Source organism: Trichocoleus sp. DQ-A3 (assembly GCF_039961975.1).
Classification (GTDB): Bacteria; Cyanobacteriota; Cyanobacteriia; order Cyanobacteriales; family FACHB-T130; genus FACHB-T130.
Genome location: NZ_JAMPKC010000009.1, coordinates 94309 through 110041 on the forward strand (window position 1 = coordinate 94309; position 15733 = coordinate 110041).

Consider the following 15733-nt stretch of genomic DNA (forward strand, 5'->3'; position numbering starts at 1 on the left):
TAGCGAAGCGGCGCTTTCTTCGCCGGATGACGGATGAATCAATCCAAAATCCAAAATAGCTTGGCCCTGCGGGGTCAAACTTTTGACTGGGGACAGCGCACTTATTTAATGGGTGTGTTGAATGTGACGCCTGATAGTTTTAGTGACGGCGGAGACTTTAACACGCTAGGAGACGCCTTGGCTCAGGCTAAGCATCTTGTGGCAGCCGGAGCCAATATCCTCGATGTGGGGGGACAATCAACCCGCCCCGGAGCCGCCCAAATCTCTCTGGAAGAGGAATTGGATCGGGTGCTACCAGTGGTGCAGGCGCTCCGAAAGGGAGCAGAAGGAAGGATCGAGGCTGACTCCGATTCTGCGGTGGGGGTCATCGAATCTGCTCAACACGGCAATCCCTTATCCAACCCTCCGGGATACATCCCTCATCCTTCTGAGGTTCCGATTTCCGTGGATACAACACGGGCATCTGTGGCACGGGCAGCGATTGGGGCGGGGGCTGATATCGTCAATGATATTTCCGGCGGTACTTTCGACCCGGAGATGTTTGCTGTGGTGGCAGAGTTGGGAGTCCCCATTGTGTTGATGCACATCCGAGGGACGCCAGCTACCATGCAGCAGATGACGAATTATCAGGACTTGATGGGGGAAATCTCCGAGTTTTTGTCAAGTCAAATTGAGCAAGCGATCGCATCTGGCATCGATCGCTCAAAAATTATCATCGATCCCGGCATTGGCTTTGCCAAAACTTACGAGCAAAGCTTGGAAATTCTGCAACGCCTGCCGATGTTGCATTCTTTGGGCGTTCCTTTGTTAGTGGGACCATCCCGGAAAAGTTTTATCGGGCGGATTTTAAATCAACCCGATCCCAAAGGCAGAGTGTGGGGAACGGCGGCGGCTTGTTGCGGAGCGATCGCGGGAGGTGCTGATATCCTCCGAATTCACGATGTCCAACCTATGCACGACGTTTGTCGCGTCGCGGATGCCATTTTCAGAAAACAAAAATAGAAAAGCTAAGAGCGATCGCTGTCTTGAAATGCCTTAAAAAGTGATGTTTTTAATTTCAAATCAGCTCGACTCTTAAAACTCTTTTCATTTTTGTTTTTTACCTTTTACCTTCTAAGTTCCCGATCCATTGCCATTAGAGCCATTAGGAGGTTCAGGAGTAGACATTAAATCAGTCATGGCTTCTGATAAAGCTTTCGGGTCCATAAATACCACTTTGGAGTTAGGACTCGCACTCAATTTCTGATTGGCATCGACATATCTTTGAGCAACGAGAAACTGTAATACTTCTCTACTTAAAGGCTGTGACTGCAAAGCTTGACTAAGAATTTCTATTGACTTCACAGTTCCCTCCGCTTCCAAGATAGAAGCGCGTTTCTTACTTTCCGCTGCTCGTTCCAGCTCCAGAGACTCCAAAACAGTTCTTGCGGGCGTAATGTCTCGTACCTCGACGCGAGTCACCTTAACTCCCCACGCAGCCGTCGCTTCATCCAGCTGCTGTAACAAAGTCTGATTAATTTCGGTTCTGGAAGAATACGTTTGCTCCAGTTCCATTTGACCAATCGCAGAGCGTAGCGTCGTTAAAACTAAGTTTTCGATTGCTTGCTCAATATCTTCAACGGCGTAGTAGGCTTTTTCCAAATCCAGAATCTGCCAGTACACCACTGCATCAACTTTCAGCGAAACGTTGTCTTTGGTAATTGCCTGCTGAGGGTCAATATTCAAAAACTTCTCGCGGCTGGTTTCCTCCACCACAATTGAGTCAACAAAGGGAACGATAAAGTTGAGACCGGGCGCGAGTCTTCGATTGTACTGACCCAAGCGCTCTACTAAAGCTTGATTTCCTTCGTTGATAATTTTCACAGAACCCACTGTGTAGCCAACGATCACCAAAACGAGGGGGGCAAGAATCGTGATGGGGTCCATAATGCGCTCTCTCCTGAAGAGGCTACTGTCAAAAGTAGCGATTAGCTTAATGCTAACTTTTAATTAGTCACAGCTTGACTTTGATTAAATCAGGATTTTTATCCAAAACTCGGAGCCTTGCCTTAGTTTTGAGAAACATTTCATTGGGATGCCCGCCTTTCTAGGGCAGTGGTGGCAAAGCCAGCCACGAAGTAACGCTTGGGGGTAGTTGCGTATTCAGGCGCAGCGCCAGTTCTGGGGTAGAGAGAGATTGGGCGTAGGCGGGTGTTAAAAAGGGTTCGTAAGTTGAGGCGGCTGGAGTCAGCTGTTTGACAAATGCCAAGGTGACGCCTTTAAGCAACTGACGCAGGGGAGCCGCTACTTCACCAGTGCGTTCGTTGACGAGGGTTGTTTGAGTGAGCTGTTCGCCTTGGCTACCAGGAGCAAAATCGCTAATGCTTAAGTGAGTTCCGCCAATTGCTGTGAGGAGATATTTCGGGCTGGGTAGTTGGGTAAAAGGTCGTAGTTGATGGTTCAGCGATGGAGTGAGGGGATCGCTGGTGCCAGTCAAGATTAAGGTAGGAGTGCTAACTTTGCCAAGACCTTTTTTGCCAAATAAGTCTCCCACGACGGGGTTCAGCGCGATCGCTTGCGCCACGCGCCGATCCCGCAAGCTCAAACGTTGGTCGGGCAGATCCGCTGCTGCACACTGCAACCAATCGCCCCCCGATTTTCCTAGAGGATTGCGATTTTTGCAGAATTGTCGTAACTCATCTAGATTCAGTTCGCCTCCCGCCAACGCTAAAGCCGTGTAGCCGCCCAAGGAATGACCAATCACGCTCACTTTCTCGGTATTCAGCTTCCCCTGAAGGGAACCTGGTAGCTGGTTTAGCCGAGCTAGCTCATCAAGCAAAAAGCTAATATCTTTGGGCATGGCGACAAATTCGGACGCCGGTAACAAAGGTACTAAACCGGGTACTCCCACAGAGTTGCTGCCAAAATGCCCGCCAAAGATTTGGTTGGCATTGCTGCCCGGATGCTCGATGGCGGCGACGGTGATGCCATGAGACGCTAGGTGACGGGCTACATAAGCCAGGAAGGAGCGATCGGCTCCAAAGCCGTGGGAGAGGACGACGAGGGGATTCTGAGAATTTTGGTAAGGGGGCTTCTCGTTTGTGTTTGCCCAGTAAAGATCGACGACGATCTTGCGATCGCTGGTGTATGTCCCCAGAACCGGCTCTTGGCGTCGCCAGTCGTGAAAGGTCAGGGTCTGCTGCTGTACTGTTTCGGAACCCGCTTGGGCGGGGTTAAACGCGGGACGAAATTTTCCTTTGGTGACGGTCAGTTCCCGCTCCAGTAGAGGGCCTAAAGCTCCGCTTTGCCAGTAGGGGGCGTTGAATTCTAGGGCGATCGCGATCGCTGAAGAGGCGTCTATGGTAATGGTGTCGGCTGGATAGGACTGCAAAAAGCTGATAACGCTTAAGCCGTTGGCTTGCCGCAAGGCTAGAGTTAGACCTGCTTGCAGTTGTTCTACCGTACTATTCGGGAGCGCCAATCCCAGCTTCTTGATTAATTCTTCTCCAACGGGCGATCGCAACACGTCTTTCACCACTTTGTCTCCCAAATTCGGATCTAGGTGCAAGCGACGGTTGAGGATGTCTCGAAATTCTGAGCTGAGCAATGCCTTGTAAGGCTTGAGACTTGCAGGAACTTCCCCCGTTTTGGCAAAATCCTCTAAATCTTCGATCGCGACCGATTGCTGAAACGGTCCCAAGCGCAGCGTTACCCGTTCTGCTGCTAAGACGGGTGCCCCAATTGACAAAAGTGCGATCGCGTTGCTTAAAGAAGTTAGCGTAACGCCCCATAATAAGCTTTGAGCAAGTAAGCGCGTCCGTCCGATCTGCCTTGCCGTTTCTGAAAATGGCGGCGTTTGCGTTCTTGAAAGCGACTTTCGGAAACCCTTGTCCGGAAACCAGTCCAGCTTTAACTTCATCATTTCCATTCACCCCGTTTGAGTGCAGCAGCGCCGTAATGTAGAAGCAATTCGATTGTGGTTGTTCCCATTCTTCAAAAGCTCTGCACTTGTGCGATCACTTTTATAGAAACTGGATAGTCAGTGCTGTTAGCACAGCAAAGCCAAGCATGGACTCAGCGAACATAAGAATACGCCCCTGCCCCGAAGCTCGCTTAATTGCGACTATAGGTGCGGCTATAGGAAGGATACGCGGGAGAAGTATACCCTTTAATGCCATTGGCGACGATACCCAAGACTGTGCCACCGGAGATTTTTAGTCCATCTAATGCTTTCATCAGCATGGAACGGTCTGTTTGATCGATCCCCACAACTAAAATAGTGCCATCTGTATTCGCTGCCAAGATGTTGCTGTCTGCTAAACCAACTAGGGGTGGTGAGTCGTAGATCACTAAGTCGAAACGGGCTTGAAATTGCTCGATCAGATACTGCATTTTATCTGACGAAAGCAGTTTGATCGGGTCTGAAGAGTTGTGACCCGATGTTAAGACAAACAGGTTGTTGTCTTCTGGCGATCGCTGAATGGCATCATTCAGACTCAAATCCGTGGCGATGATATCGCTGAGTCCGCGCACGTTCGGTAAGCTTAAGCGAGTATGCAGACTCGGACGCCGCAAATCGGCGTCTATCAATAATACCCGCTGACCAATTGCCGCTGCGGCTTTCGCCAAGTGAATGGCAACCGTTGATTTTCCATCTCCCGGTGTTGCGGAACTGATTGCCAAAGAAGTAATCGGCGTCCCGGAACTGAGCAAGCGAATATTTGTATAGAGAGAACGGAAGGCTTCCAAAAATGGCGAATCGGTGTATACATTTAGCTTCTTGCGACCATTGCCATTTGCTTTATTGTCACCCAAAAGTTGATTTAAACCGGCAACATCCGCTGCGGTAGAGAGTTTGCTGGGTTTCTTGGGCGGTTTCTTGAGTTCCTTGGCAAAAGGAATCACTCCCAAAATCGGCAGTTTCGTTTCCCCTTTGACATCTTCGGGGGTATGGAAGACTGTATTGAGAGCCTCGATGAGAAAACCCAACCCGATACCCAATAGCGCACTTAAAACAATTGCGATCGCTAACTGTTTTTTCGTTTGTTTCGTTGCTACTGATATCAGGTTGCCATCTTCATCGCGCCGTAGCTGAGGCTCTTCAATCAGTTCCCAAGGCACTTCCTGCTGGGCAGCATCTAAGTTCAAGGCTTCTCGTTTGCCTAAAAATTGCTTGAGGTTATCGGTTGCAACTAATAATTTTCGCTGTATATCGGCGTGCTGGCGGGCTACCGCAGGTAATTCTTGCAGTTGTGCTTTGATTTTCCTTTCAGTTTTCAGAATTGTTTGGTAGCGCTCCTGTATTCCTTGGATTCTTCCCTCCAATTTTTTGAGAAGCCCTTGGGCTTGTTCGCTCAGCAACCGTTGCAAATTTTCCCGCTTTTCCTTAAGAACCAGAATCGGTGGGCTATCGTCCCGAAATTGGGGGGATTGTGCCGCAATAGTACTATCTAGAGTTTGAATCTGCGCTAGCAAGGTTTCGTAGGTTTTTGCATCAGTAGACAAAATTGCGGTAGAGTTCCCTTCTTGCAACTGTTTTTGCATACTGGCATATTGCGCTTGCGCGTCAGCGAGTTCCGCTTGGGTATCCGATCTTTGTCTTTCAAGCGTCAAAGCCTGCTCGTATAGCAAGGAATCTGCTTGTTCCGGATCGCTGACATTATACTGCTGCCGCAGTTTTTGGAGTTGTGCTTGCAGCGTATCAACTTGCCCTTGTAGCTGAGGTAGCTGCTGATTGATAAACTCAATTCCTTGTTTAAGGCTTGACAGGCGCTCTTGGCGGCTGTAATTCAGATAATTTTTATAAAGACTATCCAATACAAACTGAATTTTTTGCTGGTCTTCATCCCGGTAACTAACTTCTAAAATTTTGGTGCCGTATTGAACTCCATCTTTTTCATAATTGACTCGAAAAATTAAGAGTTTCGTCATTAAGGAGTTATATGTTATCTCCGGATATTTTTTTTGCAATTCCTTGATGACTGGCAACATTAATTTCGTACTTTGCAAAACTCGAATTTGCGTCTCATAATCCAATAAACTAGATTTTTCTACTTCGATTTTTTGGATATCTGCATTGTTCGTTTGAGACGATAAAAATTGCTTCGCCAATCTATCTTCAGCAGTCACGGGTTCCACCAAAAGCCGAAAAGCTCCTTCGTATTCTGGAGCAATCTGCTTTGAGGTAAAGACAATCATGCTTCCTGACATGACAGTTAATATAATTGTTACCCCTGCCATAACTGGGAGTCGGCGGCGCACAACCCCTAATAGCCATGCCAAGTCCAGCTTCTGTTCCTCACTGTCGTCAGAGGGTCGAGTCAGGTGCCCTGGCAAGGACTGAGTCAACTTGCTATTACTAGTGCGCTTATTAAAGAACGGCTGTGAATTGTGTTCGGTATCCATTTACCTATTAGATAGAAGTAGATAGAACAAAAAAAGCTAACTACGGTTTAAGAAAACGTTTATAGATACACCCTGAATATATGCTTACCTAGTCATCGTCTCCCAAGATTCCAAATAAATTAAAAATGTTGAAGAATGTGAAAACCTTTTCGATCGGTTCTAAGAATGTTCGCACACTGTCAGAAGTTTTGGCGCTTCCAGAACGGCTGACGACAATAATGTCGTTATTGCGGACGAGTGGATTATTTGTCTCATTGATTCCTTGGGTTAAATCAATATTGACTTTACTTTTTGACACTGTACCGTCAGGGTTGAGGCGAATTAAATCAACCGCCTTTCGATTCGCTCTAGCATCATTGAATCCTCCCGCAGTCAGCAATGCTTGATTCAAGGTTGTGTTTGGCGCAACCTGCACCACTCCTGGACTTTTCACTTCTCCGACCACACTTACCTTAATAGTACCGGGAGAAAAGCTAGTGGTCGCTAATTCAGAAATTTCTGCCGGGTTAACTGCTGATGCAGTGGGAATGAAAATGGTATCTCCATCTTGCAAAAGCGTATCTTGACTGAAATCCCCAGCCTGCAAGAGTTGCCAAAGATTCAGATCGATGATTTGTTCTGTCCCTGCTTTGGTGAGTCGCCGCAGCTGGATACGGCGAATATCTGCCAAGGGCTTAATCCCCCCAGCCAAATCGATTGCCCGCGTTACAGTTGGCAGCCCCAGGGTTCTTTGCTCTAGTGTTGTCTTTCCTCCAATCACAACATAAGTACCAGGACGGTTGACTTCTCCTACGACTGCAACACTGCGGGGTTCCTCTAAAGGAGGTGAAAAACGAGTCGTGGCAATTTGGCGTACTTCGTCTAAGTTAATGGTGCTGGTTGTGGGAATAAAGACAGTGTCTCCATCCCGCAAATTTAAATCTTGCCTGCTGTCGCCGGTTTGTATCAGATCCCAAAGATTCAGATTGATTACTTGCTCGGAACCGGATGCTAGCTTGCGACGCACCTGAACCTTACGAATATCAGCCGTCAGCGTAATTCCCTGTGCCAGCTCAATTGCCTGGGTTACGGTGGGATATTGGAACCCAGGCACGCTCCCGACTCCAGCTATCAGAGGAATTGTGAAGCCCCCTGGGCGAGTCACCTCTCCTCCCACCCGAACATTGATAGGGCGAGGAGACAGAACGCTAATGGTGATGATGGGTCGTTTGAGGAAGCGAAAGTATGCAGATGAAATGGCATTCGTCGCTTGTGGCACGGTTAGCCCCTGAACCGATAGGGTTCCAATCAAGGGTAGGGATAAGGAGCCATCTGCGAGAACTTGGTACTCGCCGCTATATTGGGGAACCTCGAAGATATCAAGGCGGATGCGATCGCCTCCACCCAATGTATAGGCTATATCTGGTCGAGCAGGATTAGTATTCGCTTGTGCAAGAATTGTAGGTTTTTGAAAACGCGGTACAGTCCCCTGCGTAGGATTGGGGCAAGCAAAGGCAAATGTTGCCACTAAGGTTATCCCGGCAGAAGTTCGAGTGAGTTGTCTATAAAAACCTAGATCGACCATACATAACCTACTTGTTTTATATTTTTAAATTTAAGCTGTGTGAGTAGAAACCTGCCACTCTAAATAGTATTTATTTATCCTCATTTTATAGGTAAATCTCTTAAACCTATTTATAGTAAGCTTTTTGAAGTTACTAGTTTTTAGTTTGTATCTTTAAAAGAATTAAATACTCGTAAATATACGGAAATTCATTATTCTTCTCTGGTTTAATCAGTCGCTATACTCATATAGGGTCAGCTTCGCGTTATTTCTTGTCTAAGAATATTAAACATGAGTACTCTCGCTTCAAACCCTCTATTGTTAATAATCGCTGCCACCAGTGCGATTATTTATATCTTATTATTGTTTAACTTTGCTGGTAGAAGTCAAGCGACCTCTAAAACATTAGAAAAAGTTTTTATTGGTTTAATAATCTTTGCGATCGCAGGAGTTACTTTAAGCGGATTTGATAAAATCCATCCTAGAGCTTTATATCTACAGGGAAAAAAGCTTTATTCGACGATTTTTCAAATCGGCATTTACGCCACCTTTATATTCATTATTTATTCGCGATTCTTGCAAAATATTAAAGACTCAGTTTTTGTTATTTCTAGGCTTCTCATTAATAATGTTTATTTTTGCGGATTACTCTTTTTATTAATTCTATCTGCGGCTTGGTCAGGAACTCCAACTTATACACTCAAAGCTAGTATAGTTTTTTTAGGCACAACTGCTTTTTGTGTTTACGTTGGTAAGCAGTATAAATGGAAAGAACTATTTGATTTATTGCTTACTATCAACAAAATCATACTTTTACTGAGTGTATTTTATGCTTTGTTCAGACCGTCAATTGGAGTAACGTCTAAGGGCTGGCAAGGAATTTTACCCCACGGAAATGCTTTTGGATTCTTGATGGGTCTAACAGCTGTTATGTGTTATATACAGTCAGTTCGCAAACCAAAAACTAAATGGCAATCTCTGGGTTTTGCTGCTTTATCTATTTTTTCTTTACAACGCTCAAATAGCGGAATGGGGAAAGTTCTGTTGGTTCTACTGATAAGCGTGTTAATCGTTATCCGCTTTATCAAAAACTTGCCTCCACGATTAGCTTTTGCCTGCATAATCTTTTTTATGGCTATCGCCATGTGTTTGTGTATTGTAATTACCCAAAATGCCGAATTTATTATTGTAGATACACTGAATAAAGATTTGACATTAACCGGACGCACAGACTTCTGGCCTTTAGTAATCAACCACATTAAACAACATCCACTGCTGGGCTATGGATACCAAGGATTTTGGCAGTCTTGGCGAGGAGCAGCCGATCCAGCGGCTGACATCATCGTGGTAAAAACCCAATTTAAGCCAGAGCATTCTCATAATGGTTTTTTAGACCTAGCTGTAGACTTGGGATTCGTAGGATTAGGGTTCTTTTGCCTTTCTTTCTTAACGAATATTGCTTTAGCAGTTCAGTATATGAAGCGTACCCAAGAACCTGAATTAGTCATGCCCCTGCTACTGATTACCTGGGCAGTTCTGACAAATATTACTGAAACTGGATTGATATCAATTACCTATGCTTGGCTGTTTTATGTTATAGCAACAGTTCGATTATGCCTGGACGCTACAGGAAACAGTTCTCAAGAGAATTCCAGCGCTTAAGAACTGGTTTGCCGGTCTTGAGGGGTGCCTAACCAAGCAGGCGATCGCTAGAAGGGTTAGAGGCTCGGTAAGCGATCGCTTTAATTAAGGATGAGTTTCAGCCAAATATGTTAAGCCGTGTTGCAATAACATTCAACACTTTTTCGGGATATTTACCTAGGAAAACTTTCTCGCTATCTAATTTCCGGATATTTACGTAGGAAAATTTTCTCGATATCTAATAATATACGTTTAAAAGTGAACTAAAACAATCAGTTCCTAAAGGATTTAATTTATGGACACCCCTAAAGATTATTACGAAACTAACGGATACTATGTCTTTAGAAATCTCATTCCTGAAAATTTAATTAATAATATTTTAAAAGAGTATAACTCCAATATCCTTTCATCTAACTCTCCTTTCTTTAGACAATCAACGAATAAATGGGAAACCAATACAATTACTCCCAATGGATATTCTGAAGAATCTTTTAGAGATGTTCACGATTACCCAGATTATCCAGGATTTACTGAGGCAGCTAAAGAAGTTTTCTGTTTGCAGCAGGTTAGGGAAGCACTGACTGAACTGACGGGTAGTAAGGAGCATAACCTCATGCAAACTATGTTCTTTGATATGAACACAGCTACCCCTGCCCATCAAGATTGGTACTATTTAGATTCCATGCCCAATGGTCATTTGCTGGCTGGATGGTTTGCTCTGGAGGATATCCACGAAGAAGCGGGTCGATTCTATGTTTTACCAACATCTCATCTGGTTGACTTTGAGTTAACAGATGATGAAAAACTATCTAATCGGTTTTACTTGGAAAAGTTGAAGGAGTATATCAATGTTCACAAGAGTAATATTCAAGCTCCTGCCTTGAAAAAAGGGGACGTCTTATTCTGGAACTCTAGAACGATTCACGGTTCCTTGGAAACACTCAATCCCCAATATTCTCGCAAATCTCTCACGGCTCATTATTTACCAGCAATATATGAATTCGGTAGCCGCAATGCAGAATCTCCGACTGCTGTAGATTATGCCACGTACAAAGGAATGAAGTATCGTTTGATTCCTGCAATGTACAAAAATTATTCAGCGGCAGCGAAACTGAAAACAGATTTATTGCAGTATTTGTGGGAGCAACCGAAACTAATGCGAACCGCAAAATTTGTGAGAAAAGTCTTGCAAGGTGCTAAAGGTAAATAATCGATTCCGTTCTGTTCACCGCAACAACAAATAGGGTTTTGTAGGACGACCCAGTTCTCAAACCCTATCTTTATTCCTTCATAAATTGCCCAATTCTAATGTTAGACAAGCTGAGTCTGGTCAATCAAAAGCTTAGCCCTGGTCTACGCAAGGTGTTCAGCAACATCGCGTGGCTGTTCGCTGACAAAATCCTCCAAATGGGCTTAAGCCTAATTGTAGGGATATGGGTGGCTCGCTATCTAGGGCCGGAACAGTTTGGCTTATTTAATTATGCGATCGCATTTGTAGCGCTGTTGGGGCCAATTGCCAACCTGGGGCTTGATAGCATCGTAGTACGCGACATTGTGCGCGATCCGTTTACCAAGAATGAAACACTTGGGACTTCCCTCGTACTAAAACTTATTGGCGGTGCTGTAACAACTTTGTTAGCGGTTGGCGCAATTTCCTTACTACAGCCCCAGGACTCTTTAACTCATTGGCTGGTAGGAATTATCGCTGCTGGAACCATTTTTCAAGCTTTCGAGACGATCGATCTCTGGTTCCGCTCACAAGTTAAATCTAAGTATACAGTTGTTGTTAAAAACTGCGCCTATTTGCTTGTCTGTGCTGTCAGAATTGTCTTAATTCAAATTAAAGCTCCTCTCATTGCATTTGCCTGGGCAAGATGTGGAGAGCTTGCCTTAGCTGCTGTGGGATTGATAATAATTTATCAGACTAGTGGACAAGATATAAAAGCATGGCGTAGCAGTCTCCCTCAGGCGAAAAACTTAATCAAAGAAAGCTGGCCCCTGATTGTGTCAGGAATCGCCATTTATATTTATTCCACTATCGATCAGGTCATGCTGGGTTCCTTCTCTGCTCAAGAACTTAAATTCGATCCTAAATATGAATTAGGCATTTATGCCGCTGCTGTGAAGATCTCGCAGATATTTGATTTTATTCCCTCTATCATGCAAATATCTTTTTTCCCAAAACTCACTGAAGCGAAGGCTCAAGGGGAGATTGAATATTTCAAAAAATTTCAGGCTTACTTTGATTTAACCTTAATTTTGTGGTTGATAATCGCAATTCCAGTTTCACTGCTTTCCACTTACATTGTTCATTTCTTGTACGGAGATAAGTATGCAGCTTCAGCAATAATATTATCAATCTATGTTTGGTCACAGTTTGGTAGCGGTTTTGGTCTTGCGAGAAATGCGTTTATTATGATTGAAGGAAAAGCCAAAAATGAATTACTTTTAACCTTTATAGGGGCAGTCATAAATATAGTTTTAAATTTACATCTAATTCCTAAGTATGGGGCGGTTGGAGCCACCATAGCAACCTTGATTACTTATTTCATCGTAACTGTAGTTCTCAACTTTATAATTCCCGATTTAAAGCCAATCAGTAAGTTTATTTTACGTTCTTGCAATTTATATAAGGCTGCTACAAGAATTAAAGGAATCGTGCAATGATTGAAATAAAACCAAGCATTCAGCACAAATCCACCTGTCCCCACAGCGGTACACTGCTGAAGCCTCAAGGTATTCTTTGGCAGGGAATGCATATTTGCGTAAAATCTAAGTGCGACTCCTGTAATATAGAAATTATTGAAGATTTAGAAGTTGGTCATGCTGTCACTTTTCCTTATCAAATTGATTTAGCAAAAGGTGACGTTTTTGGAAATGAATCTTGTAAATATTGGTTAGGTCAAAAACTTCTTTACTCTCTGCAAAATCCCCAATCTGAAGAGATTGCGATATCTAAGGAGGTTTTTAAGCAGCATCAACGTGTCATTATCTTAAACTGTATTGATTATCTTTATGGGCATAGTTTGTTAAAGCTGCTTAATGTCCAAAGATATCTAAATAATTACCCAGATTGCGGCTTAATTGTCATCGTCCCAAAGTTTTTGAGATGGATGGTTCCAGAGGGCGTTACAGAAATTTGGACGGTAAATATCTCTTTACAGCAAGGGCAATGCTACTATCCGAAGTTTGACCAATTTATCTCTGAGGAATCCAAGCGTTTTGATAAAATTTACGTAAGTAAGGCATATTCTCATCCGAGTCAGTTTGATATTAGTAAATTTACGCGGGTTCCCACTCATAGCTTTGATAAAGATTCAAACCAAATAACCTTTATTTGGCGCGACGATCGGATTTGGTGTAATCCGCTTCTCTTCAAAACCTTGAGGAAATTAAAGATGGTTGATATTGCCCTCAAGCTTCAGAATGAAAGGGTGCAAAAACTATTTTTAAAGATTCGCTCTAAAGTTCCTTTAGCAAAGTTTACGATCGCTGGTTTGGGGAGGAAAACTCAGTTTCCCGACTGGATTGAAGATTTGCGGGTAAACAAGTTTAATTCAGACACTGAGAGGCAAATGTGCCAAGTTTATTCCCAAAGCCGCTTGGTCATTGGTGTACATGGTTCTAATATGCTGTTACCTTCTGGTCATGCTGGCATGACTCTCGATCTGATGCCAGAGGATCGGTGGGGAAACGTGGCGCAAGATATCCTCTATCAAGAGACAGAGCCTCGATTGGCTGCTTTTCGATATCGCTATGTTTCGCTTCAGACTCCTTTAGATGAAATAGGAGCGATCGCTTCCAGTATGCTCCTACATTACTCCGAATATAAACAGAATATGACTGCTGATAAGTGACCATGAAAACTCCCGTTGCTTTGTTAATCTTTAAACGACCTGAGACTACATCCAAGGTTTTTGAGGTAATTCGTCAGGCAAAACCGCCGAAGCTTTTAGTAGTTGCTGATGGCCCTCGTAGCGATCAACTAGGTGAAGCAGAAAAGTGCGCTGCTGCTCGTGCAATTATTGACACTGTAGATTGGGATTGCGAAGTTCTAAAAAATTATTCAGATGTAAATTTAGGCTGCGGTTTACGTCCAGCTACAGGTATTAATTGGGTATTTGAACAAGTAGAAGAAGCCATCCTTTTCGAGGATGATTGTTTACCTCATCCAACTTTCTTTCAGTTTTGCGAGGAGTTATTAGAAAAATATCGCGATGATGAAAGAGTAATGAGTATTGCGGGAACCAATCTTTTAGGCGAACGGAAATTACCCGGGCAAAGTTATTATTTTTCCTACTTTGGTGGAAATTGGGGTTGGGCATCCTGGCGTAGAGCTTGGAAATATTTTGATTATGACATTAAGCAATGGCCTGAAATTTTCGAGAGTCGGTTCCTAGAAAATTACTTAAGGGTACCAAAACATTATTTATTTTGGCAAAAAATATTTCAAGATGCCTACCAAAATAAAAACAGATCCTGTTGGGATTATCAATGGTTGCTAGCTTGTTGGCTTCAACATGGATTAAAAATAGTGCCTGAAGTTAATTTGATTACGAATATTGGTTTCGGAGCTAATGCAACTCACACTTTTTCTACTGAAAATCCCTTAGGTAAAATGGAGACGCAAGAAATTAGCTTTCCTTTGAAGCATCCTCCTTTTATGATTCGAGATGTAGAAGCAGATACCTTATTTCAAAAAAACTTTTTTGACAATAGAAGCCTATTTACTAAAGTTAAAAATAAACTTCAAAAAAGTTTTGCTTAAGGAGTAATTACGAGATGAACCCCTTCTCCAAAATTAAGTTTAAAATTAATGCTAATTTAACCAAAAAAAAGTGTGTAATTGGCAATAGTTCAAGCGTTTTAGACCACAATTCACTGATAAGCCACGATCGCGATAAAAATAGTATTATTCTTGGTGAAAACACTCACATCGAAGGTCAATTAATGACTTTTCCTGGAGGAAAAATAAAAATAGGCAATTTCTGTTATTTAGCCCAAGGCTCTAAAATTTGGTCAGACACTTTAATTGAAATAAAAGATAGAACAATCATTGCTCATAATGTAAATATATTCGACAATCAAACTCATCCACTCGATCCGGTAGCGCGTCATCAACAATTCGTTCACATTATCCAAAAAGGCTTTCCTAAAGACTTAAACCTAAATGGAAAACCAGTCATTATTGAAGAGGATGTTTGGATTGCTTGTAACTCAATTATTTTAAGAGGGGTGACGATTGGAAAATGCTCAATTATCGGTGCTGGCTCAGTCGTTACAAAAGATGTCCCTGCTTGGACGATTGTTGCGGGGAATCCAGCCCAGATTATTGGCAAAGTTCCTGAAGGTGAACGGAAGATTTTAAATAGCAAAGAAGTAGTAAGCGATCGCGGGTAAAAAGCAATGAAGCGCTTTATAGTATCTAAACTAACAGACGCTCAAATAGACAGGATTAAATGGCTAGGAGGTAACTTAAAAGCCCATTTTAGTAAAAGGCAAAATGTAGGTAAAAACTCTTATATCGATCCATCGGTTCATGTACTGGGGTGGGGTAATGTAAAAATTGGTCAAAATTCAGTTATCGGTTCGGAAACAGTAATTGTCATTAACAAACGAGAAAAAGAAAAAATTTCTGTCATTGTTGGTGATAACTGTTTTATCGGTCGCAGAAACTTTTATAGTGCTGGAGCTTTAATAAAAGTCGGTGACTACAGTTTAATTGGTAATGACTGTAAACTGTTAGGAAGTGGGCACGAATACACTTCTCCGTTTATTCCGTATCACACTGCTTTAACAACTACTGATGGAGTAATAGACATCGGCACAAATTGCTGGCTGGGTGTAGACGTGACTATTTTGAAAGGCGTCCAAGTAGGATACGGCTCAATCATTGGAGCTTCCACCGTAGTAAATTGCAATATTCCCCCATTCAGCGTGGTGGTAGGAAATCCATGTCGAATCGTTAAAAGATTTGATATGCGATTGCAAGAGTGGGTAAGGGCTAAAGATTATTCTGAAGATGGCGATCGATATCTTCCTGGTGAAGATGAATATTTAGCAATATTAAAAAAAAATTTTCCCGCTACTAGAATGCCAACAATCGCTGTTAGCAAGTTCTTCGGGGATTTAGACTAACAAAGTAGGAAGAAAATAGATAATTTT

Annotated in this window: 12 protein-coding genes; 8 read left to right on the forward strand and 4 right to left on the reverse strand. The window is 43.1% G+C overall.

Features of this window, described 5'->3' with window-relative positions; translation table 11 throughout:
• The first annotated feature begins 33 nt into the window (after positions 1-33).
• The gene (gene folP, locus NDI44_RS15520) at positions 34-1002 is read left to right on the forward strand and encodes a dihydropteroate synthase (protein ID WP_190411833.1); all 969 of its coding nucleotides are present in this window, start codon (positions 34-36) and stop codon (positions 1000-1002) included.
• 111 nt (positions 1003-1113) lie between these two features.
• On the opposite strand, the gene NDI44_RS15525 is transcribed toward folP, so the two are convergent.
• From NDI44_RS15525 to NDI44_RS15540, 4 genes are all read right to left on the reverse strand, one after another.
• Positions 1114-1926: a stomatin-like protein gene (locus tag NDI44_RS15525; RefSeq protein ID WP_190411834.1), complete on the reverse strand. Its 813-nt coding sequence runs from the start codon at positions 1924-1926 to the stop codon at positions 1114-1116.
• Between the two features lie 160 nt (positions 1927-2086).
• Positions 2087-3901: an alpha/beta hydrolase gene (locus tag NDI44_RS15530; protein WP_242037020.1), complete on the reverse strand. Its 1815-nt coding sequence runs from the start codon at positions 3899-3901 to the stop codon at positions 2087-2089.
• Between the two features lie 191 nt (positions 3902-4092).
• The gene (locus tag NDI44_RS15535) at positions 4093-6384 is read right to left on the reverse strand and encodes a polysaccharide biosynthesis tyrosine autokinase (protein ID WP_190411835.1); all 2292 of its coding nucleotides are present in this window, start codon (positions 6382-6384) and stop codon (positions 4093-4095) included.
• A gap of 88 nt (positions 6385-6472) precedes the next feature.
• Positions 6473-7948, reverse strand: coding sequence for an SLBB domain-containing protein (locus NDI44_RS15540; protein ID WP_190411836.1), 1476 nt, complete (start codon positions 7946-7948; stop codon positions 6473-6475).
• A gap of 270 nt (positions 7949-8218) precedes the next feature.
• Between NDI44_RS15540 and NDI44_RS15545 the strand changes: the two genes are divergently transcribed.
• The 7 genes from NDI44_RS15545 (at position 8219) to NDI44_RS15575 (ending at position 15706) form a co-directional block, all read left to right on the forward strand.
• Positions 8219-9589 carry an O-antigen ligase family protein gene (locus NDI44_RS15545; protein WP_190411837.1) on the forward strand — a complete coding sequence of 457 codons (1371 nt, stop codon included), beginning with the start codon at positions 8219-8221 and terminating at the stop codon, positions 9587-9589.
• Positions 9590-9863: 274 nt separating this feature from the next.
• The gene (locus NDI44_RS15550; RefSeq protein WP_190411838.1) at positions 9864-10778 is read left to right on the forward strand and encodes a phytanoyl-CoA dioxygenase family protein; all 915 of its coding nucleotides are present in this window, start codon (positions 9864-9866) and stop codon (positions 10776-10778) included.
• Between the two features lie 98 nt (positions 10779-10876).
• Positions 10877-12235 carry a flippase gene (locus NDI44_RS15555; RefSeq protein WP_190411839.1) on the forward strand — a complete coding sequence of 453 codons (1359 nt, stop codon included), beginning with the start codon at positions 10877-10879 and terminating at the stop codon, positions 12233-12235.
• Entirely contained in the window at positions 12232-13425 is a 1194-nt protein-coding gene (locus NDI44_RS15560; protein ID WP_190411840.1) for a hypothetical protein, read from the forward strand. The genes NDI44_RS15555 and NDI44_RS15560 overlap by 4 nt, the downstream gene beginning before the upstream one ends.
• Before the next feature lie 2 nt (positions 13426-13427).
• On the forward strand, positions 13428-14336 hold the full coding sequence (locus tag NDI44_RS15565) for a glycosyltransferase family 2 protein (RefSeq protein ID WP_190411841.1): 909 nt from the start codon (positions 13428-13430) through the stop codon (positions 14334-14336).
• A gap of 14 nt (positions 14337-14350) precedes the next feature.
• On the forward strand, positions 14351-14968 hold the full coding sequence (locus NDI44_RS15570; protein WP_190411842.1) for an acyltransferase: 618 nt from the start codon (positions 14351-14353) through the stop codon (positions 14966-14968).
• A gap of 6 nt (positions 14969-14974) precedes the next feature.
• Complete coding sequence (locus NDI44_RS15575; RefSeq protein WP_190411843.1) at positions 14975-15706, forward strand: acyltransferase; 732 nt, start codon at positions 14975-14977, stop codon at positions 15704-15706.
• Positions 15707-15733: the final 27 nt, after the last annotated feature.

Bases quoted from the DNA above. Each gene is read 5' to 3' on its own strand.
- folP (WP_190411833.1), top strand. From the start codon at position 34: ATGAATCAATCCAAAATCCAAAATAGCTTGGCCCTGCGGGGTCAAACT.
- NDI44_RS15525 (WP_190411834.1), bottom strand. From the start codon at position 1,926: ATGGACCCCATCACGATTCTTGCCCCCCTCGTTTTGGTGATCGTTGGC.
- NDI44_RS15530 (WP_242037020.1), bottom strand. From the start codon at position 3,901: ATGATGAAGTTAAAGCTGGACTGGTTTCCGGACAAGGGTTTCCGAAAG.
- NDI44_RS15535 (WP_190411835.1), bottom strand. From the start codon at position 6,384: ATGGATACCGAACACAATTCACAGCCGTTCTTTAATAAGCGCACTAGT.
- NDI44_RS15540 (WP_190411836.1), bottom strand. From the start codon at position 7,948: ATGGTCGATCTAGGTTTTTATAGACAACTCACTCGAACTTCTGCCGGG.
- NDI44_RS15545 (WP_190411837.1), top strand. From the start codon at position 8,219: ATGAGTACTCTCGCTTCAAACCCTCTATTGTTAATAATCGCTGCCACC.
- NDI44_RS15550 (WP_190411838.1), top strand. From the start codon at position 9,864: ATGGACACCCCTAAAGATTATTACGAAACTAACGGATACTATGTCTTT.
- NDI44_RS15555 (WP_190411839.1), top strand. From the start codon at position 10,877: ATGTTAGACAAGCTGAGTCTGGTCAATCAAAAGCTTAGCCCTGGTCTA.
- NDI44_RS15560 (WP_190411840.1), top strand. From the start codon at position 12,232: ATGATTGAAATAAAACCAAGCATTCAGCACAAATCCACCTGTCCCCAC.
- NDI44_RS15565 (WP_190411841.1), top strand. From the start codon at position 13,428: ATGAAAACTCCCGTTGCTTTGTTAATCTTTAAACGACCTGAGACTACA.
- NDI44_RS15570 (WP_190411842.1), top strand. From the start codon at position 14,351: ATGAACCCCTTCTCCAAAATTAAGTTTAAAATTAATGCTAATTTAACC.
- NDI44_RS15575 (WP_190411843.1), top strand. From the start codon at position 14,975: ATGAAGCGCTTTATAGTATCTAAACTAACAGACGCTCAAATAGACAGG.